Consider the following 20458-nt stretch of genomic DNA (forward strand, 5'->3'; position numbering starts at 1 on the left):
ATGGCCGTCTACACACCCGAGCGTTCCGACCGCGACACCGCCCCGGTCCGCGCGGTCCTGGACCGGGCCCGGGCCGAGGGCCGGTCCGCCCTCACCGCCCCCGAGGGCCGTATCCTCGCGGAGGCCTACGGCATCCCCGTCCCCGGCGAGGCCCTGGCCCGCACCGCCGAGGAGGCCGCCGCGCTGGCCGCCGAACTCGGCCTGCCCGTGGCCGCCAAGATCGTCTCCCCCGACATCCTGCACAAGACCGACGCGGGCGGGGTGGAGATCGGGTTGGACAGCGCCGAGGAGGTCGCCGCCGCCTTCGACCGCATCACCGCCAACGCCCGCGCCCACGACCCCGACGCGCGCATCGACGGCGTGCAGGTCCAGCAGATGGTCCGGGGCGGCCTGGAGGTCCTGGTCGGCGCCACCACCGACCCCACGTTCGGCAAGGTCGTGGTGTTCGGGCTGGGCGGCGTCCTGGTGGAGGTCCTCAAGGACGTCTCCTTCCGCCTGGCCCCGGTCACCCGCGAGGAGGCGCTGGCCCAGGTCGCCGACATCCGGGCCGCCGAGGTCCTGGACGGGGTCCGGGGCGCCGAGGCGGTCGACCGGGGAGCCCTGGCCGACCTGCTGGTGCGCCTGTCGGAGCTGGTCACGGACTTCCCCGAGATCGCCGAGGCCGACCTCAACCCCGTGTTCGCCTCCGCGTCCGGGGCCATCGCCGCCGACCTGCGGTTCGTCCTGGACTTCGAGCCCGCCCCGGGTCCCCGCAAGTTCGGGCGGGAGGAGATCCTGGCGTCCATGGAGCGCATCTTCAAGCCGCGCTCCATCGCCGTGATCGGCGCCTCCAACGAGGTCGGAAAGATCGGCAACTCCGTCATCCGCAACATCGTGGACGGCGGCTACCAGGGCGGCATCCACCCGATCAACCCCAAGTCGGCCGAGGTCAACGGCCTCACCTCCTACAAGTCCATCACCGACGTGCCCGGCGAGGTGGACGTCGCGGTCTTCGCCATCCCGGCCAGGTTCGTGGCCGGGGCCCTGGAGGAGGCCGGGCGCAAGGGGGTGGCGGGCGCCATCCTCATCCCGTCCGGGTTCGCCGAGACCGGCGAGCAGGAGCTCCAGGACGAGGTGCTCGCCGTGGCCCGGCGGCACGGGGTCCGCATCCTGGGACCCAACATCTACGGGTACTACTACACGCCGCAGAAGCTGTCCGCGACCTTCTGCACGCCCTACGACGTGGCCGGGGGGACCGCCCTGACCTCGCAGTCCGGCGGGATCGGCATGGCGATCCTGGGGTACAGCCGCAGCACCCGCACGGGTGTGTCGGCGATCGTGGGGGTCGGCAACAAGGCCGACATCGACGAGGACGACCTGCTCACCTTCTTCGGCCAGGACGAGAACACCAACGCCGTCGCCATGCACCTGGAGGACCTCAAGGACGGCCGGGCGTTCGTGGCCGCCGCCCGCGAGGTGGTCCCCAAGAAGCCCGTGGTCGTGCTCAAGGCCGGCCGCACCTCCGCCGGGGCCCGCGCCGCCGGGTCGCACACCGGCGCGCTCGCCGGGGACGACAAGGTCTACGACGACATCCTGCGCCAGGCGGGCGTGGTCCGCGCGCCCGGCCTGACCGAGCTCCTGGAGTACGGCCGCGCCCTGCCGGTCATGCCCGCGCCGACCGGCGAGAACATCGTGATCATCACCGGTGCGGGCGGCTCGGGCGTGCTGCTGTCGGACGCGGTGGTGGACAACGGGATGTCGCTGTACGAGATCCCGCCGGACCTGGACGAGGCCTTCCGCGCCTTCATCCCGCCGTTCGGGGCGGCCGGGAACCCGGTGGACATCACCGGCGGCGAGCCGCCCTCCACCTACGAGAAGACCATCCGCCTGGGGCTGGAGGACCCCCGCGTGCACGCGCTGGTCCTGGGCTACTGGCACACCATCGTCACGCCGCCGCTGGTCTTCGCCGACGTCGTGATCGACGTGGTGAGCAAGGCCCGCGCGGCCGGGATCGACAAGCCGGTGGTGGCCTCCCTCTCCGGTGACACCGAGGTGGAGGCGGCGAGCCGGAGGCTGTTCGACCACGGGATCGTCGCCTACCCCTACACGACCGAGATGCCGGTGAAGGTTCTGGGCGCGAAGTATCGCTGGGCCCGCGCCGCCGGGCTACTCTGACCGAACGCCCGGTCGGGGCCAACCGCTCCGACCGGGCCGCCACGACACGGCCACCGACCGACCACCACATCGAACGCACCAGCGACACAGTCACACAGCCCGGCAGCCTGGGAGCCGCCGCCGCAAGGCCGCCGGGCCCCGTCACCGCGGATACAGCCACGTCCGAGCACGGTGACCCCTCCGCGTACCCGACACAGGCAGGAGGTGCCGCACCACCCGGGGGCGACATGCGAACCATCGACTCGCATTCGCGCACACACGGAGTATCGCCATGGATTCCTCACCCCCCGCCCCCCAGTCCTCCGACCCCCCGGCCTCGCCCGGAACCCGGGGAGCCCACATCCCGGCGCAGCGCCGCGCCCACCCCTCCGAGTCCGTTCCCCCCGCCGAGCCGGCGACCGCCGCCGGCACCGACTCCCCCGCCGACCCCCCGGCCGAGACCGCCGCCGCGCCCCCGCGGGAGGAGCGGTACTGGAAGGCGGGCCGGCTGGAGCCGATGCCCATCCGGAGCCTGCCCAAGGCTCCCCCCTCCATCCACATCCTCGGACCCACCGTGTTCCTCGTCGCCCTGGGCGTGGGCATGGGCGAGTCCTACATGTGGCCGCGCCTGGTCCTGATCTTCGGCCCCGAGATCCGCTGGCTGTTCCTGATCGGCCTGTCCCTCCAGGCCGTGGTCATGCTGGAGATGTCCCGCTACGCGATGGCCACCGGGGAGAGCATCTTCTACGGCGCCGCGCGCGTGTTCAAGCCGCTGATGTGGTTCTTCTTCGTGACGGCGATCCTGGTCTACATCTGGCCGGGCCACCTGTCGGCGGGGGCGTCCGCCTTCGAACGGGTGACCGGCATCCCCTGGCAGGCCACGGCGGTGGCCGGCATGATCCTCGTCGGCGTGGTCTTCACCCTCGCCAAGGTCATCTACGACCTGCTGGAGAACGTGCTCTCCCTGTGCATCGGCGTGCTGGTGGTCGGCACGTCGGTGGTCGCGGCGCTGGTCGGCGACCTGTCCGACCTCTCCTCCACCATCACCGGGATGTTCGCGTTCGGGTACCTGCCGGACGAGGCGATGACGGCGGCCTGGTTCCCCATCATCGTCGGCGCGATCGCCTTCGCCGGGCCCTCCGGCATGCAGCAGATGTGGTACACGCTGCACCTGCGCGACAAGGGCGCGGGCATGGGCGTGCACATCCCCAAGATCCGGGGGCTGCGGCACGCCGGGGAGCAGGAGACCATGCCCTCCCGCGGGTTCATGTTCGACACCTCCGACCCCGCGGAGATGGAGAAGTGGAAGGGGTGGCGCCGCTGGGTCACCTTCGACGCCCTGGTGCTGTTCTGGGGCATCACCATGCTGGTGACGATCTCCTTCACCGTGCTGGCCCAGTCCGCGGCCCGGTTCGACCCGGAGGTGACGCAGCTGATCCGGGCCGGTGACCGGGAGGCGTCGCTGGACGCGATGGCGGGCGCCTTCTCCGCCGCCGGGAGCCCGATCCTGGGCACGGTGTTCTTCCTGTTCATCGCGCTGATCGGCCTCAACGCGACGCTGGGCCTGTTCGACTCCTTCTCGCGCGGCCAGGCCGACATGACCTACAACTTCGTGCCGGGCGCCAAGCGGTTCGGGCTCTCGAAGCTGTACAGCATGTTCCTGTGGGGGCTGATCGCCTTCGGCATCCTCATCCTGCTGTTCGGGCCGGCCGACGGACCCGCGGCCATCCTGGACGTGCTGGCGTTCCTGTCGGCGTTCGCGATGGGCGCGTACTGCGTGGTGCTGCTGCTGGTCAACAACATCACGCTGCCCAAGCCCATCCGTCCCGGGATCGTCTCCAACGCGGTCATCGCGTTCGCGGCCGTGTTCTACCTGGGCGCGCTCTTCTACTCGCTGATCGCCTTCGGGGCGGTGGTCGACTGATGCCCGCCTCGTCCGCCCTCCGTCTGAAGGGCAGTGCGGTCGGCCACCTGGAGGTCGCGGTCCCGGGGGCGGCGATCGGCGTCGTCGCCGGGCTGTTCGCCGCGGGTGTCGGGATGGTGGCGGGGCTGCCGCCGGCCGTGACCGGCACCGTGGGAGCGGCCCTGGGCCTGCCGCTCGCCGCCTTGGGCGCCGCCTACAGCGTGCTGCTGGCGCGCGGGGTCTTCCCGATCGGCGCGGTGGCCCCGCCGGCGCTGTACTGGCTGCTCGGGTTCCCGGCCGCCCGGCTGTTCGACACCCACCTGGTGGCGTGGGTGACCGGCGCTCCCGCGCTGCGCGAACCGCTGCCGTCGTTCCTGGCGTTGCAGGCCATGCTGAGCTTCGGCTTCGCCATCGGCTTCCTGTGGCTGCACGAGCGGACCATGCCGCACTGGCTGCTGCGCGTGCGCGGCCACAACCCGGTGGCCGAGTCGCTGTTCCAGCGCTACCTGGAGCACGCGGCCCACCTGCACCGCCGGCGCGGCGGGGGCGGGCCGCGCCGGGCGCCCCGCGGGCGCGGGCGTCCGGGCTGACCCACGCGCCTCCCGCGACGGGAACCGAAGGACGGCCCCGGCGGCCCCGCCCGCCGGGGCCGCCACCCCTGGGGGTGACGGCCCTCCCGGGTGGAACCCGCTCAGGGCAGGTCCACGACCTCGAACTCCAGGGTGTCGGTGAACTCGCGCCCGTAGGCGTCGGTCGCGGTCACCTCGGCGGTGTGCGACCCGGCGTCGAGGTCGCCGGGCAGGTCGAACCGCCACAGGTGCATCGTCCGGTCGGCGACGCTGCCGCCGTGGACCAGCTGCTGGGAGACGGCGTAGGGGTCGGAGTACTCGACCCCTACGTTGACGCCCTCGCCCTCCAGCCGCTGGGTGCGCACCGCCTCTCCGGCCGGGCCGCCGTCGAGGCTCACCTCCACGGTGGAGCCGGTGGAGCCGAGGAAGAAGTTGGTCGTCACCCAGGTGCCCCCGGCCAGGTCGTCCCGGTCGAGCACCAGGGGCTCGTCCAGTTCGGGTGCCTCGCCGACGGGGTCGGAGTTCCACTCCCGGCGCTCGTCGAACCAGGTGCGGTAGGTCGGGCTGTTCAGGCCCAGCCGCGTCTGCACCCCGTCGGGCTCGCCGGTGACGGTGTAGCGCTCCCGGAACGTGTCGCCCTCGATGTCCAGGGTCACCACGCCGGGGCGGCCGCCGTCGCGGCCGATCGCGGTGGGGTAGCCCTCCTCGCCGACCTCGCCGGAGTACCAGTCGCCCGAGATCGCGCCCACGGTGAGGTGCGGGAAGGGCAGCCCCTCGATGCCGAAGAGGTCGCGCCAGCCCCGGACGTCGTCGCCCTCCTTGAGGTTCTCGATGGTGTGGCTGTGTCCGGCGACCGCCACGGCGCTGCGCCCCTCCAGGAGCTCGTGCACGCGGGCGACCTGGTCGACCTGGTGCACCGGGGAGCCCTCGTCGGCGTAGTTGAGCAGGCCGATGTGGCCCGCGACGACGATCAGCTTGTCCCGGTCGACGTGGGCCAGGTCGCGTTCGAGCCACGTGAGCTGGTCGTCACCGATCCGGCCGTTGTAGGAGGGGCGGCCCTGCGGGTCGGCGCAGTGCCGCTCGATGCCCTCGGGGCTGTCCTCGGCGGCAGTGCACGGGTAGTCGACGGTGTTCAGGGCGATGACGTGCACGTCACCGACGTCGTAGGAGTAGTACGCGGGGGCCAGCTGCGCACGGAAGGTGTCGAAGGAGTGCTCGGCGCTGGGGGCGTCGAAGTCCAGGTCGTGGTTGCCGGGCAGGAAGCGGGCCGGGCCGTTGGTCTCGGCGACCAGCTCCCTGATGGCGGGGTAGAGCGACAGGTCGTCGCCGGCCACGTCGCCGACGAACAGCGTGCCGCAGCCCGCGTAGTCGTCGCGCTCGGACAGGTCCTTGATGGCCCCGGCCCGCGCGTACTCGATCTCCTGCTCGTTGTAGGTCTGCAGGTCGCCGGCGATGACGCAGCTCTGTGCGTCGGCGGCGGTCAGCTCGCTCTCGACGAGCGGGAAGTTGACCTCGGAGGGCAGCGGGCCGGTCGGTTCGATACCGCCGTAGCGCAGCTCCGGGGAGCCCTCCGGCAGGTGGTTGTAGTGGAACTGCGGGACGTTGTGCTCGTCCAGCGGCACCTGGTAGCCGGACGGCTGGGTGATCGAGACGGTCATGTTGTCGAACGCGGGCAGCCGGTACCGGCCCCTGCGGTCGGTCAGCACCACGTCGCGGCCGTTGGTGACCGCGACCCCGGCCAGGCCGCGTTCGCGGCGGTCGCTCGTGCTGTCGCGGTCGGTGTCGACGAACACCGTGCCGGTCAGCTCCGGGGTGTCCGGGGAGTCGTCGGGGGTGCGGATGATCTCGATCCCGCCGCGGTAGACGGTGTCGTCCCCGCCCTCGGCGGGCGACGCCGCGGCCGGGGAGGCTGCCACGGCCAGGGGGCCGGTGAGGAGGACCGCCATCGAGGCGGTCAGCGCGGCTCGGAGTCGGCGGCGCGCCCGCGGGGCGCGCGACGTGTGCACAGGTGAGGAGTGTGTCGTGAGCATGCGGTTTGCTCTTCGATACGTGAGGGTTCCGACCGGTCGGGGGGACCGGCGGTCAACCACCCTTCTCGACACCGTTGAACACGGGCACAGACGCCGACCAACAGACGACTACCGTTGGATGTCCACTGGTGTCACTCCGTGAGCGCCGCGGCCCGGGACCTCCACCGCACCGGACCTTCGGGATAGGAGGGGCGGGTGTCGGCGGCGACCACCCGGCCCGGGCCCACGGCGAAGGCCCCGCCGATCCGTGCCCACGTGCCCACGTGCGCCGGCTGCCGCGGCCGACCGGATTCCGGCCGGTCGTCGCATGCAGGCCGGTCGCGGACATGAGCGTGTGCCGCTGGAAGACCAGGCCGGGCCGCCGGGTCAGTCCGGATGTTTCTCCAGGTGGTCCAGGACCCGCTGGGAGAGCCGGCCGAAGGTGCTGAGCTGGTTGGGGGTCAGGGCCTCGACGAACAGGCGGCGGACGTGCTCGGCGTGCACGGGTGCGGCCTCCCGGATCGCCTCGTAGCCGAGCGGGGTGGCGGCGATGAACGCTCCGCGCCCGTCGTCGGGGCAGTCCCTCTTGGTCACGAGCCCGCGTTTCTCCATCCGCGTGACCTGGTGGGACATCCGGCTCTTCTCCCACTCGACGAGTTTGGCCAGCTCCAGGAAGCGCAGCTGCCCCTCCTCCGCCTCGGTGAGCTTGGCGAGCACGATGTAGTCGGACGCGGACATGCCGGAGTCGGAGCGGACGAGCCGGGACAGGCGGCCGATGAGCGTCTCCTGCATGCGGATGAAGCTCTCCCAGGCGGCCTGCTCCTCCGGGCCGAGCCCGCGCGGCGTCGCAGTCATGGACGCAGTGTAACGAAGTCATTGACACTTCATCTACCTGCGCTCGAATGCCGCAGGTGGAACGCGGTGGCTTGTAGGGCCCGGCGGCGCCGCTGTACCGTGGTCCCACAGCCCGCCCGGTCCACCGGGCCCGTCCTGGCCGCGCCACGCGGCCCGGACCCCGAGGAGCCGCCCGATGCTCAGCAGTGAGCTCGCCGAACTGGCCGGTGTCACCGTGCGCACACTGCGCCACTACCACCAGATCGGACTGCTGCCCGAGCCCCCGCGCTCGGCCGGGGGCTACCGGCGCTACGACGTCGGCCACCTGGTGCGGCTCCTGCGCATCACGAGGATCACGGCGCTCGGCGTACCGCTGTCCGTCGTACCCGAGGTGCTGGACGATCCGGCGGCCGCGGAGAAGCTGCTCGACGAGCTCGACGGCCGCGCCGCCGCCGAGATCGAACGGCTGACCGCCCGCCGGGCCGACATCGCCGCTCTCCGCAGGAGCGGCGCACCGCCCGACCTTCCCCCCGAGCTGTCGGGGTGGCGTTCGGCCACCGCGGCCGGGGTGTCGGCGGACATGGCCCGGCACGAACACGACCAGCTGATCCTGCTCGCGCACCTGCTCGGCGGGGACGGCCCGACGGGGTTCGCCGCCCTGATCGACAAGGCGGGCCAGGACACCGTCGCGCAGATGGGACCGCTGACGGCGCGCTTTTCCGCCCTGGGGCCCGACACCCCGGACGAGGAGGTCACGGCCCTGGTCGAGGAGTGGGTCGCGCGGCTGGGACCGGTGGCGGCGCAAATGTCCGATTCACCCGTACCCGACCCGCGGATCCCGGCTCTGCTGGACGAGCTGAACGAGCGGAGCCTCAACCCCGTCCAGCACCGGGTGCTGCGCCGGCTCCAGCTGCGGCTGGCCCAGGAGCCGCGCCCGACCGAGCCCGAACAGGGCTGACCCCACCCCGAGCACCGGCCCGTGTCCCGCCGTGTCCCGGTCCCGCCGTGTCCTGTGGCGCGGACCACCCCATGTGGCCTTGACCCCGACGCGACGTCGGAGTTTTGACTGAGCGGCGTCCGCACAGACCGACCCTCGGGGACCCATCATGACCAGTCCACCCAAGGCCACAGCCAAGAGCTGGCTCGGCCTGGCCGTTCTCGTCCTGCCGCTGCTGCTGATCACCATCGACGGGACCGTCCTGGTCCTGGCCCTGCCGGCGATCTCCGCGGAGCTGAGCCCCACGGGCACCGAGCAGCTGTGGATGATCGACATCTACTCACTCGTCCTCGCCGGCCTGCTCCTGGCGATGGCGACGCTGGGAGAGCGGTTCGGCCGGCGGCGGAACCTGCTCATCGGCGCCGTCCTCTTCGCCCTCGCCTCGGTGCTCGGCGCGGTCGCGACCTCGCCGTGGATGCTGATCGGCGCCCGCGCGCTGCTGGGCGTGGGCGGCGCGATCATGATGCCCTCGACACTGTCCCTGGTCCGCAACATGTTCCCCGACCGCCACCAGCGCCGTTACGCGATGGCGGTGTGGGGGGCGATGGCCTCCGTCGGCGCGGCGGCCGGACCGATCGTCGGCGGCTGGGTCATCGAGACGTTCAGCTGGCAGGCGGCGTTCCTGATGAACATCCCCGTCATGCTGGTCCTGCTGGTCCTCGGCCCGGCCCTGCTGCCCGAGAGCCGCAACCCCGACCTGCGCAGTATCGACCTCCCCAGCGTCGCGCTCTCCTTCGTCGGCCTGATCGGCCTCGTCTACGGCATCAAGGCGCTCACCGGGGACAAGGGCATCGCCCTGGGCGTCGCGGCCCTGGTCGTCGGCCTGATCGCGATCGCCCTGTTCGTCCGCAGGCAGCTCGCGCTCCCCACCCCGCTCCTCGAAGTCCGGCTGTTCAAGGTGCGGTACTTCCGCGGGGCCGTCATCACGGACGTCCTGTCGATCTTCGCCATGGTCGGCGCCCTGGTGGCACTCGTCCAGTTCCTCCAGCTCGTGCTCGGCCTCAGCCCGCTCCAGGCGTCCGTCTGGCTCCTGCCCCAGGCACTCCTGGCGGCCACCGCCGCGTTCATCGCCGCCACCCTGGTCAAGCGCTTCCTGCCCGCCTACGTGATCGTGTTCGGGCTCCTGATCGCGGTGACGGGGTTCGTGCTGACCGTCTTCCTGACGCCGACGTCGAGCCCCGCGCTGATCGCGGCCTCGCTCTCGCTGGTCGCGCTGGGTGCGGGCATCGGGCTGACCCTGAGCAACGACATCATCATGAGCTCCGTCAGGCCCGAGCGCGCCGGACAGGCCGCCGCGACCTCGGAGACCGCCTACGAGATCGGGACGACGCTGGGGACCGCGGTCCTGGGCGGGGTGCTCGTCGCCTGGTACACCAGGGCCGTCACCGCCGGGAGCCACGCGTTCGACCTGACGGCGGGCCTGGCCGAACGGGTGTCCTCGACCATGGCGGAGGCGCTGCTGGTGGCCGCCGAGGTCGGCGGCGACACCGGGGCCTCCATCCTGGAGCTCTCCCAGGCCGCCTTCACCGAGGCGATCACCGTCGCCGGCCTCGCCGGTGCCGGCGTGATGCTCTTCGCCGCACTCTGGGCCCTGGTCACCCTCCGGGGCGCGTCGGCGCACCAGGACCTCGCGGCGGAGCACGAGCACGAGCTCGAACACTGACCCGCGGCCGCCCTTTCGACCTGCGAGCTGTTCGACCTGTGGAAAACCCGAGAGGAACCGTCATGACCACCGCATCGGCGCTGATCACCGTCGAGGAGTTCTTCGGCCCGCCCACCCGCAGCCGGGCCGTGCTGTCCCCGAACGGCGACAGGGTCGCCTACCTGGCCCCCTGGCGGGGCCGCCTCAACGTGTTCGTCCGCGACCTGGACTCGGACTGGTCCGTCCCCGACGACGCCGAGCACTCGGGGGCGCGCCGCGTCACCGCCAACGACCGGCGCGACATCGAGGCCGCCTTCTGGACCGCGGACGGCCGCTACCTGCTGTTCCAGCAGGACAAGAACGGCGACGAGAACACGCACCTGTTCCGGGTCGACCCGACCCGGCCCGAGGAGGGCGAGGTGGACCTCACACCCTTCGAAGGGGTGCGCCTCATGGGCACCGGCCAGTCCCCGGACCGGCCCGGCAAGGTGTACGTGCAGCTCAACAAGCGCCGCCCCGACATCATCGACCTGTTCGAACTGGACCTGGAGACCGGCGGGCCGACCACCGTCGCGCGGAATCCCGGCGAGGTCCTCGTCTGGTTGACCGCCGGCACCCGCGTGCTGGCCCTCACCATCGAGGAGGACGGCGATGACGTCTACTCGGAGTGGAGCGAGGGCGGGCCGCGCCCGATCACACGCTTCCCGGGCACCGACGCGCCCTTCGGGATCTCGCCGGCGGTGCCCACCCCCGACGGCAAGGGGCTGTGGATCGGCTCCTCCCGCGACTCGAACCTCATCCGCCTGGTCCACCTGGACCTGGACACCGGCGAGGAGACCGAGGTGGACGGCCACCCCGACTTCGACCTGGACACCCCGCGGCCCGAGGCGGACGTGCGCCACCCCTCCTCGGTGATCGTGCACTCGACCACCGGGGAACTGCTCGGCGCCCGCTACCTCGGCGCCCGCCAGGAGATCCACGCGCTCGACCCGCACTTCGCCGAGGTCCTCCCGAACCTGGCCGGGCTCTCCGACGGCGACCTGGCGCACGTGTCCTGCGACGCCACCGGGCAGCGGTGGGTGGTCGACTTCACCCACGACCGCGACCCCGGGGTGACCTGGTTCTACGACCACACCACGGGGCGGGCGCGCCGCCTGTTCCGGCCCTTCCCGCACCTGGACCCGGCCCGGCTCGCCCCGGTCACCCCGATCACCATCACCGCCCGTGACGGCCTGGCCCTGCCCGTCCACCTCACCCTGCCGATCGGTGTCGAGCAGCGCGACCTGCCCACGGTGGTGCTGGTGCACGGTGGACCCTGGTATCGCGACGCCTGGGTCTACGACCCGGAGGTGCAGCTGCTGGCGAACCGCGGCTACGCGGTGATCCAGGTCGACATGCGCGGCTCCACCGGCTATGGCAAGGCCCACACACAGGCCGCGATCGGCGAGTTCGCGGGCAGGATGCACGACGACCTGATCGACGCCGTCGACCGGGCCGTGGCCCAGGGCCACACCGACCCCGACCGGGTCGGGATCTACGGCACCTCCTACGGCGGCTACTCCGCCCTCGTGGGAGCCGCCTTCACCCCGGACCGGTTCGCCGCCGCGGTCAGCTACACCGGCATGTCCGACCTGGCCGACCTGGCCGACCTGGCCGAGGGGATCGTCCCGTTCGCCCGCCGCAGCCTCGTGAACAACTACCTGCGCTACTTCGGCGACCCCGCGATCCCCGGGCAGCGGGCCGACATGCCGGCCCGTTCGCCCATCAGCCGGGTCGACGACATCACCGCACCGCTGCTGCTCATCCACGGCGCCAACGACGTCCGTGTACCGCGCCGCCACGCCGACCGGATCTTCGACGCGCTCCGCGCCCGCGGCGCCGAGGTCGAGTACCTGCTCAACGAGAACGAAGGGCACTGGTTCATCAACGCCGACAGCAACATCGAGCTGTACACCACGCTGGAGCGCTTCCTCGCCCGGCACCTGGGCGGACGGTCCGCGACCCCGTCCTGACGCACACCGGCCGGGCGGGCCGCCCCGCTACACCTCGGGGTCGGGGCGCTGCCGGAGGTGGAGGTGGGCGCGGTACAGGACGTCGCGCTGGGCCTCGTTGTAGAGGTCGGCGATGGCCCGCATCGCGATCTCCCCGGCCCGGTCCGGGGTCTTGGTCAGGCGGCTCTCCGGGTACTTCATCGATGTGTCGGGGGTGGAAACCCGGTCCTTCATGACCGGGAGAAAACACCCTTCTCTTTCCCGGTCGGGTATTCACAAACAAGCTGATAAAATGTGAGCCATGGCGAGGAAGATCGTGAAGCGGGCGTTCAAGTACCGCTTCTACCCCACAGATGCGCAGGCGGCGGAGCTGTCGCGCACCTTCGGGTGTGTCCGCCTCGTCTACAACAAAGCCCTCGCCGCCCGCACCCGGGCCTGGTACCAGCGCCAGGAGCGGATCAACTACAACGCGACCTCGGCGATGCTCACCGGCTGGAAGAAGACCGCCGATCTCGCCTTCCTGGCCGAGGTCTCCTCGGTCCCGTTGCAGCAGACGCTGCGACACCTGCAAGGGGCGTTCTCCAACTTCTTCGCCGGTCGTGCCAAGTACCCGCACTTCAAATCCCGCAAGAAGTCACGTGCCAGCGCGGAGTACACCCCCAGCGCCTTCCGCTACCGCGACGGTGGACTGTTCCTGGCGAAGATGTCCGAGCCGTTGGACATCCGCTGGTCCCGCCCGCTGCCCGAGGACGCCACCCCGTCCATGGTGACGGTGTCCCGGGATGCGGCCGGGCGGTGGTTCGTGTCGATCCTGTGCGAGGACACCGTCGAAGCCTCCCCGGCCCCGAATGACGCGGTCGGTATCGATGCCGGGATCACCTCTTTGGTCACCCTGTCCACGGGGGAGAAGATCACCAACCCCCGGCACGAGCGGGCCGACCGAGCGCGGCTTGCCAAGGCCCAGCGGGTGCTGTCCCGCAAACAGGAGAGGTCGGCCAACCGGGCCAAGGCGCGGCGGAGGGTGGCGCGGGTGCACGCCCGGATCGCCGACCGGCGCAGGGATTTCCTGCACAAGCTCACCACTCGTCTCGTCCGCGAAAACCAAGTGGTCGTGATCGAGGACCTGACTGTGCGCACCCTGGTCGAGAACCGCAGCCTGGCCCGCGCCATCAGCGATGCCGCGTGGTCGGAGCTGCGGTCGATGCTGGAGTACAAGGCGGACTGGTACGGGCGGGAGCTGGTCGTGGTGGACCGGTTCTTCCCCTCCACCCGTGTGTGCTCGGCCCCCGGGTGCGGGTACGTGCACGGGAAGCTGCCGCTGGACGTGCGGGCGTGGACCTGTCCCCGGTGCGGGACGGTGCATGACCGCGATGTGAACGCGGCGAACAACATCAGGGCCGCCGGGCTGGCGGTTGCTGCCTGTGGAGCCGGTGTGAGACCTCAACGGGAGCCTTCCCGGACGGGGCTGTCGGCGTCGAAGCAGGAAGGCCGCGGGGCGACCCGCGACGGGGCGAATGCCCCGAACCACCGGTAAGTGGTTCCGGACTCCCCCTCCTCCGGGAGGGAGAGGAAGTCAACCAGGGGTGGTTCCGCCGGTGCTCAGCGAGGACGCACGCCACGCATTCAGCCAGGCGCCGGCGGGTGCCCTCGTCCGCGTCGGGCGGCAGGAAGCCGACCAGGTCGAACCGTTCGGTGATCTCGCTCTGTGCCGGCCTCGCGAACGCCAGCGCGGCGCTCGGCGATCCGGTGTCCGGCCGCTGCTCCTGCGGCTCCGCCGGAGCGCACGCCGCCAGGAGGCCGGCCAGCGCGAGCAGGCCGGCCCCCTTCGCGGCCGCGCTCCGACGCCCCGGAGGCCCGGCTCTCCACCGTGGCCGTTGGTCCCTCATGTCCGCCCCCTTCGGTACGACCGATGTTCCGGGGGACAGTGGACACCGTGTTTCCGGAACAGGGTCAAGCCGCCTCGGGACAGGGTCAGGCCAACGGTGTCCTGGCCGGGCCGGAGCGCCGGGTCCGGAACCACACGACCGCCGCCGTACCGATGAAGACCGTGGTCCCGGTGATCAGCAGGACGCTGTCCAGGCCACCCGCCGAACGGTCGAACCTGGCCGAGATGTCGGCGTTCAGGGCGATCCAGAAGATGAAGGTCAGGGTGTTGAGGGCCGCGTGGACGACGACCGCGATCTCGACCCCGCCGGTGCGCCAGGTGACGTATCCCGTGGCGAAGGAGAAAAGGAGGTAGAACACGTTCCACCACGGGTCGCTCGCGGTGTGGATGACGCTGAACAGGGCGGCCGACACCCCGATACCCAGGATCAGGGACGTCCACCGACCGCGCCCCCAGCCGGCCGCGATGCGGAAGACGAGCCCGCGCAGACCGTACTCCTCGCCGGCCGACTGCAGGGGCACGAGCAGGACGGTCACGACGAGCAGCCAGATGACGTCGCCGTGCCGCCACATGGCGGTCTCCCCGGGGGACACGGTCTCGAAAACGGCGAGCGCGATCAGGAAGGCCGGGGTCACCGTCAGTACGGCCCGCCCGAAGAGGTCGAAGCGGAATCCCGACGCGACCGAGCTCAGCGAGGCACCCCGCACCCCGTAGAGCCATCGTTGGAGGAACATGCTCCACGGGACGACCAGCCCGACGGCGATCAGACTGCCGGCGTGGGCCAACGGGGTGAGGACCAGGCGCTCGTCGCCCGGAACACCGGGCCACAGGATGCCGTCGATCCATCCGCCCACCAGCTGGAACGCGATAATGGCGCCGAACATGCCCCCGAGGAGCAGGACGATGGCGAGGATGCCGCGGCCGATGCGGCGTTCCTCCCCCGCCAGCACCCGGTGGTATTCGACTCCCGGCGGAACGGATTTCAGTGTTCGGGGCTCTCGGGGTTCTCGTGCCGTAGCGGTCATCGGGCCACTTCTCCTTGTTCGGTCGGCCTGCTCGGACGCCGCCCAGTCAAAACTCCGACGTCGCGTCCGGGTCAAGACCGCATGATGTGGCCCGCGCCACAGGAAAAGGCGGCGGGAACGGACCCCCACCCGCCCTGGGTGGGGGTCCGTTCCGCGGCCGTGTCGGCCCCGTCTCAGGCGCGGTCGGCCAGCAGCTGCATCTCCCAGGCGAAGGCGACGCCGCTGGCGCCGCCGTGCCGCATCAGGATCTCGGCCTGACCCTGCACGGTCTCCTCGCGGGCCCAGTCGCGCTGCCACTCCGCGACCACGGCCAGCCAGGTGAGCGGCGACACGCCGGCCTGGACCATGCGCCGCACGGCCATGTCGTGCGCCTCCGCCGACACACCGCCCGACGCGTCGGTGACGGCGTAGACCTCGAAGCCTTCGCCCGCCGCCTGGATCGCCGGCATGGCCACACAGATCTCCGTCCACAGGCCGGCCATGATCAGCTTCCTGCGGCCGGTCGCCCTGACGGCGTCGACGACCCGCTCGTCCTCCCAGGTGTTGATGAGCGTGCGGTCGATCGGCTTCTGGTCGGGGAACACGTCCTGGACCGCCTGGACGAGGTGGCCGCCGCGCTCGGCGAGCACGGTCGTCAGGACGGTCGGGACGTCGAACAGCACGGCGGCCTCGGCTAGGCCGACGGCGTTGTTGACGACCATCGACGGCTCGTGGCTGTGCAGGTTGGCGACCTGGAACGGCTGGTGGTCGATCAGGAGGAGGACGCTCTCCTGCGGGGTCAGCAGCGCGTCGAGTCCGTTCTTGGATTCGGTGCTCATGGGGGGTCCCTCTCCGGGGTCTCGTGTTCCGGCGGCCCGGACGGCACGTCGCCGTCCGGTCGGGCCGGTTGATCGGGCCGGTTGATCGGGCCGGCCGATTGGTTGATTCATCATCCAATAGCATTATTGGATGATGGGTCAACCAAACACGGATCCGGGCCCCGTACCCCCGGGGGGCTTCGCGCAGAAGTTGATTCATCATCTAGCATCGGGGTGACGCGGCACCGGGTTCCAGCGGTTCCCGCCGCCCCACGAGGCCGCCGCGGACCTCGGGCAGCGGGACCGCCCCGCACCGGAGGACGACCCCTCCGATGGCACGCGACCTCCGCTCAGGGAAACGACGATGTCCGAGGAGGACCACGATGACCAACACAGAGGCCCACCCGGACACCCACGTGTGCGCTGAGGGCGGCCTCCCCGGCCCCCTGGCCGCGCGCGGGAGCGGCGCCCCGGTCGAGATCATCACCGCCCGCACCGTGCCCCTGGGCGGGCTGCGCGCGACGAACGTGCGCCGCACCCTGCCCCAGCGCCAGCGTTCACTGATCGGCGCGTGGTGCTTCGTCGACCACTACGGGCCCGACGAGGTGGCCGACACCGGCGGCATGGACGTGGCCCCGCACCCGCACACGGGGCTGCAAACGGTCAGCTGGCTGTTCGAGGGCGTCATCGCCCACAACGACTCCGGCGGGCACGCCGCCCACATCCTTCCCGGGCAGATGAACCTGATGACGGCGGGTGCGGGCATCTGCCACTCCGAGACGTCCACCCCGGACGCGGAGCGGATCCACGGGGTGCAGCTCTGGGTCGCCCTGCCCGAGGAGGCCCGCCACAGCCCCGTCCGCGGGTTCGAGCACTACTCCCCCGAACCCGTCGAGTTCGCCGCGGGCTCGGCGCTCGTGTTCCTCGGTTCGCTGCTCGGCTCGCGGTCGCCGGTGCGCATGTACACGCCGCTGGTGGGGGCCGAGCTCAGGATCCGCCCCGGCGGTGTCCTCGACCTCCCGGTCGATCCCGGGTTCGAGCACGGCCTGCTGGTGGACACGGGTGGGAACGTCACGCTCGAAGGCGTGCACGTGCCCAAGGACGCCGTGGGCTACACCGGTGTGGGGTCCCGGACCCTGCGTGTGGCCAACGACGGCGATGAGGCGGCCAGGCTCGTGCTCCTGGGCGGCGCCCCCTTCGGCGAGGAGGTCGTCATGTGGTGGAACTTCCTGGCGCGTTCGACGGAGGAGATCGAACGCTACCGGGAGGAGTGGCAGAACCACGGCGAACGGTTCGGGCGGGTGGAGGGGTACGTGGGGCACGGCGGCCCGGGGAGGAACCGCGAGGGGATGGCGAGGATCCCCGCCCCGGAGCTGCCGCCGGTCCGGATGCGCCCGCGGAAGAACCCGCCGCCCCACGCACAGCTCGACAACTGAGAAAGAGATATCCGCAATGACCGGACAACGAACCGACAAGACCGGCGCCACCGCGCACATCGAGCTCGACCGGGCACGCGCCATCAGCGCCTACACCGTGAGCGTGGACGACGGCGTCCTCGCCGGGCGCGCGGACTTCGTCGACCCGCCGCAGGCCGCCGACGAGCGGGTCTTCTTCCACACCGAGGTCGCCCCGGAGTTCGGCGGCCGGGGCCTGGCCGGGCTGCTCGTCCGTGAGGCGCTGGCCGACGCCATCGACAAGAACCTCACCGTCGTGCCCGTGTGCCCGCTCTTCGCCGCGCACCTGAAGAAGCACGGCGACGAGTACGCGGCCCAGGGCGGCAGGTTCCGCCGGCCGCGGCCGGCCGACCTCGCCCTGGTCAAGGAGACGGTCGAGAACGCGGGTGGCGCATGAGCGCGGAGCGCCCCTACATCGACAAGGAGCACCCCCTGGTCTACCGGGCGATGATCAAGGCGGCCGCGGCCTCCCGGACCGCGGCGCACGAGGCCGGCCTGGGCGACGACCTCATCGAGATGGTCAACATCCGGGTGTCCCAGATCAACGGGTGCTCGACCTGTCTGAGCATCCACCTTCCCAAGGCGCGCAGGGCCGGGGTGGCGCAGAGCACCCTGGACGTGCTGGCGGCCTGGCGCGAGACCGACCTGTTCACGGATGCGCAGCGGGCCGCGTTCGAGCTGGCGGAGTCGCTGACCGCGATCGACCCGGCCCTGGACCGGCAGGCCGTCAACGCCCGTGCGGCCGCCCACCTGACCACCGCCCAGATCTCCGCGGTGGAGTGGACCACCACCCTGATCAACGCGTTCAACCGCATCTCGATCGCCAGCGGACACCCGGTGGTCAGGCAGTAGGGGGCGGTGGAAGAGGGAAGGAGTGCCGTATGCGATCACCGATCCCCGACTACCTCGTCGAGGCGCTGGAGTCCGTCGAATCCGACGGCTCGGGCGCGCTCGCGGACTACATCCCCGAACTCGCGGGGGCCGACCCCGAGCGTTTGGGCACGGCCTTCGCGACGGTGGACGGCGAGGTCTACGCCGCCGGTGACGCGGACCACGCGTTCACGATCCAGTCGATCTCCAAACCCTTCGCCTACGCGCTGGCGGTGGCGGACCGCGGGCTCGACGCCGTGCTGGAGAAAGTCGGCGTCGAGCCCTCGGGAGAGGCGTTCAACGAGATCTCCCTCCAGGCGGGGACCGGCCGACCGCTCAACCCCATGATCAACGCCGGCGCGATCGCCACCCACTCCCTGGTCGGCCCCGAGCGGGCGGACGCCGCCGCCCGGCTGGAGCGGGTCGTGGAAGGGCTGTCCGCGTTCGCCGGGCGCCGGCTGCACCCGGACGAGTCGGTGTGCACGTCGGAGATGGAGCACGCCCACCGCAACCTGGCGATCGCGCACATGCTCCGCACCCACGGGATCCTCACCGAGGACCCCTACACCGTGGTCGAGGGCTACGTCCGGCAGTGCTCGCTGCTGGTCACCGTGCGCGACCTCGCGGTGATGGCGGCCACCCTGGCCAACAACGGCCGCAACCCGGTCACGGGAGAGCAGGTGGTGCCGGGTCCGGTGGTGCGGCAGGTGCTGAGCGTGATGTCGACCTGCGGCATGTACGACTCCGCGGGCACCTGGGCGACCCAGGTGGGGATCCCGGCCAAGAGCGGCGTGGCCGGAGGGCTGATCGGGTCCCTGCCCGGGCAGGTCGGGATCGCCACGTTCTCCCCCCGGCTCGACCCCTTCGGGAACAGCGTTCGCGGCGTCTCGCTGTTCAAGCGCTTCTCCGCCGACATGGGGCTGCACCTGATGGAGGTCCCGGCACCGGCCCGCGCGGTCGTGCACGGCACCCGGGTGGTCGGTGCGGGGGCGGACGCGGTGCGGGTCGTGGAGCTCCAGGGCGCGATCCGCTTCTCGGGCGCGGAGCGGCTCGTGCGCGACATGGTGGCCACCGCGCCCGGCGAACCGGGGGTGGCCCTGGACCTGACGCTGGTCCACTCCCTCGACGACGTGGCCCGCCGGATGCTGCTGGAGGTCGTACGGCGGCTCACGCTCGACGGCCACGAGGTCTACCTGGTCGACCCGGAGGACGTGGTGCCCGAGCCCGACCCCGGCGACGGCGGCCGCGTCACCGTGGTCGGCACCGTGGAGGAGATCGAGCGCCTCCAGGCGTGACGGCGGGGTGTGACGGCAGAGCGTGACGGCGGGGCGCCGTGCGGGCGCGCCCGCTCATCGCCGTTCGGACGGAACGGTGGCGGGCTGCCGGCCCGGCCATCCCGGAGGCCGGGGCGGGCGGGTGTTCGCCGCCCTGGGAGGGCCGGGGCCCGCCCGGCCCCGGCCCGGGGGCCGGTGCCCCCGCCGACTCGACGACCGTGCACCGGCCGCCTTCATCCGGTTGACCGATCATCGACTTCGCGGCCCCGCGGATACCGCGGAAGACTGCCCTGACATGGGATTTCGAGGCTTTCGACAGCGGTGACCTCGGGGCCTTTTTGCCAACTCATGTGTTGATGGATCAACTATTCGCTGCTAGCGTGACGGCCAGATCGGACCGAACGACCCAGGGGGCGCACATGGCGGTCGAAGTGAAGGACGCACCCGAGGCGCGGCGCTACGAGGCCCGCGTCGACGGAGAGCCCGCGATCGCGGGCGTGGCGCAGTACATCCGCACGGACGAGCTCATCGCGTTCGTGCACACCGAGGTGGAGCCGGAGCACGAGGGCCGGGGGGTCGGGTCCGCGCTGGCCCGCACCGCCCTCGACGAGGCCCGGGCCGCGAACCTGCGCGTGCTCGCGACCTGCCCCTTCTTCGCGGGCTGGATCTCCCGCCACCCGGAGTACCGGGACCTGGCGTACCAGTCCCGCAGCAAGGTCAGCGACTGAACGACCGAGGCGGACACGGCGACGAGGAGGAGCGGCATGGGCGAGGGACCCGACAGGAAGACGTACGAGGGGCGGTCGATCACGGTCACCTTCGAGGCCGGGCGCTGCCGGCACGCGGCCGAGTGCGTCCGCGGCCTGCCCGAGGTGTTCGACATCGGCCGGCGCCCGTGGATCCGGCCGGACAACGCCGACGCCGACCGCCTGGCCGAGGTGGTGGCGCGCTGCCCCTCGGGCGCGCTGCGGTACCGACGCGCCGGCGGCGGGACCGATGCCTCGGACCGGCCCGCATAGGCCGCCTCCGGCGGCCCTCCCGTCCGGGTCCGCGGCCGCCCGCGACAACGTTCGTC

At 71.7% G+C, this 20458-nt stretch carries 18 protein-coding genes; 13 read left to right on the forward strand and 5 right to left on the reverse strand.

Annotation, left to right across the window (positions count from 1 at the left end; translation table 11 throughout):
* The 3 genes from ACJOT3_RS02255 (at nucleotide 1) to ACJOT3_RS02265 (ending at nucleotide 4626) form a co-directional block, all read left to right on the forward strand.
* The gene (locus ACJOT3_RS02255; protein ID WP_406968185.1) at nucleotides 1-2154 is read left to right on the forward strand and encodes an acetate--CoA ligase family protein; all 2154 of its coding nucleotides are present in this window, start codon (nucleotides 1-3) and stop codon (nucleotides 2152-2154) included.
* Between the two features lie 271 nt (nucleotides 2155-2425).
* A complete protein-coding gene (locus ACJOT3_RS02260; protein WP_406968187.1) occupies nucleotides 2426-4057 on the forward strand; it encodes an Nramp family divalent metal transporter in 1632 nt (543 codons plus the stop codon).
* Nucleotides 4057-4626: a hypothetical protein gene (locus ACJOT3_RS02265; RefSeq protein ID WP_406968189.1), complete on the forward strand. Its 570-nt coding sequence runs from the start codon at nucleotides 4057-4059 to the stop codon at nucleotides 4624-4626. Before ACJOT3_RS02260 ends, ACJOT3_RS02265 begins: the two co-directional genes overlap by 1 nt.
* Before the next feature lie 101 nt (nucleotides 4627-4727).
* Here the strand turns inward: ACJOT3_RS02265 and ACJOT3_RS02270 are convergent, their stop codons facing one another.
* Both ACJOT3_RS02270 and ACJOT3_RS02275 read right to left on the reverse strand, forming a co-directional pair.
* The gene (locus ACJOT3_RS02270; RefSeq protein ID WP_406968256.1) at nucleotides 4728-6551 is read right to left on the reverse strand and encodes a calcineurin-like phosphoesterase C-terminal domain-containing protein; all 1824 of its coding nucleotides are present in this window, start codon (nucleotides 6549-6551) and stop codon (nucleotides 4728-4730) included.
* Nucleotides 6552-7001: 450 nt separating this feature from the next.
* Complete coding sequence (locus ACJOT3_RS02275; protein ID WP_406968191.1) at nucleotides 7002-7469, reverse strand: MarR family winged helix-turn-helix transcriptional regulator; 468 nt, start codon at nucleotides 7467-7469, stop codon at nucleotides 7002-7004.
* A 175-nt stretch (nucleotides 7470-7644) separates the two neighbouring features.
* On the opposite strand from ACJOT3_RS02275, the gene ACJOT3_RS02280 reads away from it, so the two are divergent.
* The 3 genes from ACJOT3_RS02280 to ACJOT3_RS02290 all read left to right on the forward strand — a co-directional run bounded on the left by ACJOT3_RS02280 (nucleotide 7645) and on the right by ACJOT3_RS02290 (nucleotide 12099).
* The gene (locus tag ACJOT3_RS02280) at nucleotides 7645-8406 is read left to right on the forward strand and encodes a MerR family transcriptional regulator (RefSeq protein WP_406968193.1); all 762 of its coding nucleotides are present in this window, start codon (nucleotides 7645-7647) and stop codon (nucleotides 8404-8406) included.
* Nucleotides 8407-8554: 148 nt separating this feature from the next.
* Nucleotides 8555-10108: an MFS transporter gene (locus ACJOT3_RS02285; RefSeq protein WP_406968195.1), complete on the forward strand. Its 1554-nt coding sequence runs from the start codon at nucleotides 8555-8557 to the stop codon at nucleotides 10106-10108.
* Nucleotides 10109-10170: 62 nt separating this feature from the next.
* Nucleotides 10171-12099, forward strand: a complete 1929-nt coding sequence (locus ACJOT3_RS02290) for a S9 family peptidase (RefSeq protein ID WP_406968197.1) — start codon at nucleotides 10171-10173, stop codon at nucleotides 12097-12099.
* A 27-nt stretch (nucleotides 12100-12126) separates the two neighbouring features.
* Here the strand turns inward: ACJOT3_RS02290 and ACJOT3_RS02295 are convergent, their stop codons facing one another.
* Nucleotides 12127-12312, reverse strand: a complete 186-nt coding sequence (locus ACJOT3_RS02295; RefSeq protein ID WP_406968199.1) for a hypothetical protein — start codon at nucleotides 12310-12312, stop codon at nucleotides 12127-12129.
* Nucleotides 12313-12379: 67 nt separating this feature from the next.
* Between ACJOT3_RS02295 and ACJOT3_RS02300 the strand changes: the two genes are divergently transcribed.
* Nucleotides 12380-13612, forward strand: a complete 1233-nt coding sequence (locus ACJOT3_RS02300) for an RNA-guided endonuclease InsQ/TnpB family protein (RefSeq protein WP_406968201.1) — start codon at nucleotides 12380-12382, stop codon at nucleotides 13610-13612.
* A 437-nt stretch (nucleotides 13613-14049) separates the two neighbouring features.
* On the opposite strand, the gene ACJOT3_RS02305 is transcribed toward ACJOT3_RS02300, so the two are convergent.
* Together ACJOT3_RS02305 and ACJOT3_RS02310 are read right to left on the reverse strand one after the other, a co-directional pair.
* Nucleotides 14050-14988, reverse strand: coding sequence for a CPBP family intramembrane glutamic endopeptidase (locus ACJOT3_RS02305; protein ID WP_406968203.1), 939 nt, complete (start codon nucleotides 14986-14988; stop codon nucleotides 14050-14052).
* Between the two features lie 173 nt (nucleotides 14989-15161).
* Nucleotides 15162-15806, reverse strand: coding sequence for a hydrolase (locus ACJOT3_RS02310; protein ID WP_406968205.1), 645 nt, complete (start codon nucleotides 15804-15806; stop codon nucleotides 15162-15164).
* 362 nt (nucleotides 15807-16168) lie between these two features.
* Here ACJOT3_RS02310 and ACJOT3_RS02315 point away from each other — a divergent pair, with 362 nt between their 5' ends.
* The 6 genes from ACJOT3_RS02315 (at nucleotide 16169) to ACJOT3_RS02340 (ending at nucleotide 20402) form a co-directional block, all read left to right on the forward strand.
* On the forward strand, nucleotides 16169-17221 hold the full coding sequence (locus ACJOT3_RS02315) for a pirin family protein (RefSeq protein WP_406968207.1): 1053 nt from the start codon (nucleotides 16169-16171) through the stop codon (nucleotides 17219-17221).
* Between the two features lie 16 nt (nucleotides 17222-17237).
* Entirely contained in the window at nucleotides 17238-17636 is a 399-nt protein-coding gene (locus ACJOT3_RS02320) for a GNAT family N-acetyltransferase (RefSeq protein ID WP_406968209.1), read from the forward strand.
* The gene (locus ACJOT3_RS02325) at nucleotides 17633-18091 is read left to right on the forward strand and encodes a carboxymuconolactone decarboxylase family protein (protein WP_406968211.1); all 459 of its coding nucleotides are present in this window, start codon (nucleotides 17633-17635) and stop codon (nucleotides 18089-18091) included. Before ACJOT3_RS02320 ends, ACJOT3_RS02325 begins: the two co-directional genes overlap by 4 nt.
* A gap of 29 nt (nucleotides 18092-18120) precedes the next feature.
* On the forward strand, nucleotides 18121-19404 hold the full coding sequence (locus ACJOT3_RS02330; RefSeq protein WP_406968213.1) for a glutaminase: 1284 nt from the start codon (nucleotides 18121-18123) through the stop codon (nucleotides 19402-19404).
* A gap of 398 nt (nucleotides 19405-19802) precedes the next feature.
* The gene (locus ACJOT3_RS02335; protein ID WP_406968215.1) at nucleotides 19803-20111 is read left to right on the forward strand and encodes a GNAT family N-acetyltransferase; all 309 of its coding nucleotides are present in this window, start codon (nucleotides 19803-19805) and stop codon (nucleotides 20109-20111) included.
* A 36-nt stretch (nucleotides 20112-20147) separates the two neighbouring features.
* Nucleotides 20148-20402 carry a (4Fe-4S)-binding protein gene (locus ACJOT3_RS02340; RefSeq protein ID WP_406968217.1) on the forward strand — a complete coding sequence of 85 codons (255 nt, stop codon included), beginning with the start codon at nucleotides 20148-20150 and terminating at the stop codon, nucleotides 20400-20402.
* Nucleotides 20403-20458: the final 56 nt, after the last annotated feature.

Source organism: Nocardiopsis protaetiae (genome assembly GCF_045446735.1).
In the GTDB taxonomy this organism is placed as follows: Bacteria; Actinomycetota; Actinomycetes; order Streptosporangiales; family Streptosporangiaceae; genus Nocardiopsis; species Nocardiopsis protaetiae.

Bases quoted from the DNA above. Each gene is read 5' to 3' on its own strand.
- ACJOT3_RS02335 (WP_406968215.1), top strand. From the start codon at position 19,803: ATGGCGGTCGAAGTGAAGGACGCACCCGAGGCGCGGCGCTACGAGGCC.
- ACJOT3_RS02300 (WP_406968201.1), top strand. From the start codon at position 12,380: ATGGCGAGGAAGATCGTGAAGCGGGCGTTCAAGTACCGCTTCTACCCC.
- ACJOT3_RS02285 (WP_406968195.1), top strand. From the start codon at position 8,555: ATGACCAGTCCACCCAAGGCCACAGCCAAGAGCTGGCTCGGCCTGGCC.
- ACJOT3_RS02295 (WP_406968199.1), bottom strand. From the start codon at position 12,312: ATGAAGGACCGGGTTTCCACCCCCGACACATCGATGAAGTACCCGGAG.
- ACJOT3_RS02310 (WP_406968205.1), bottom strand. From the start codon at position 15,806: ATGAGCACCGAATCCAAGAACGGACTCGACGCGCTGCTGACCCCGCAG.
- ACJOT3_RS02280 (WP_406968193.1), top strand. From the start codon at position 7,645: ATGCTCAGCAGTGAGCTCGCCGAACTGGCCGGTGTCACCGTGCGCACA.
- ACJOT3_RS02255 (WP_406968185.1), top strand. From the start codon at position 1: ATGGCCGTCTACACACCCGAGCGTTCCGACCGCGACACCGCCCCGGTC.
- ACJOT3_RS02275 (WP_406968191.1), bottom strand. From the start codon at position 7,469: ATGACTGCGACGCCGCGCGGGCTCGGCCCGGAGGAGCAGGCCGCCTGG.
- ACJOT3_RS02330 (WP_406968213.1), top strand. From the start codon at position 18,121: ATGCGATCACCGATCCCCGACTACCTCGTCGAGGCGCTGGAGTCCGTC.
- ACJOT3_RS02265 (WP_406968189.1), top strand. From the start codon at position 4,057: ATGCCCGCCTCGTCCGCCCTCCGTCTGAAGGGCAGTGCGGTCGGCCAC.
- ACJOT3_RS02260 (WP_406968187.1), top strand. From the start codon at position 2,426: ATGGATTCCTCACCCCCCGCCCCCCAGTCCTCCGACCCCCCGGCCTCG.
- ACJOT3_RS02320 (WP_406968209.1), top strand. From the start codon at position 17,238: ATGACCGGACAACGAACCGACAAGACCGGCGCCACCGCGCACATCGAG.
- ACJOT3_RS02340 (WP_406968217.1), top strand. From the start codon at position 20,148: ATGGGCGAGGGACCCGACAGGAAGACGTACGAGGGGCGGTCGATCACG.
- ACJOT3_RS02270 (WP_406968256.1), bottom strand. From the start codon at position 6,551: ATGGCGGTCCTCCTCACCGGCCCCCTGGCCGTGGCAGCCTCCCCGGCC.
- ACJOT3_RS02325 (WP_406968211.1), top strand. From the start codon at position 17,633: ATGAGCGCGGAGCGCCCCTACATCGACAAGGAGCACCCCCTGGTCTAC.
- ACJOT3_RS02305 (WP_406968203.1), bottom strand. From the start codon at position 14,988: ATGACCGCTACGGCACGAGAACCCCGAGAGCCCCGAACACTGAAATCC.
- ACJOT3_RS02315 (WP_406968207.1), top strand. From the start codon at position 16,169: ATGACCAACACAGAGGCCCACCCGGACACCCACGTGTGCGCTGAGGGC.
- ACJOT3_RS02290 (WP_406968197.1), top strand. From the start codon at position 10,171: ATGACCACCGCATCGGCGCTGATCACCGTCGAGGAGTTCTTCGGCCCG.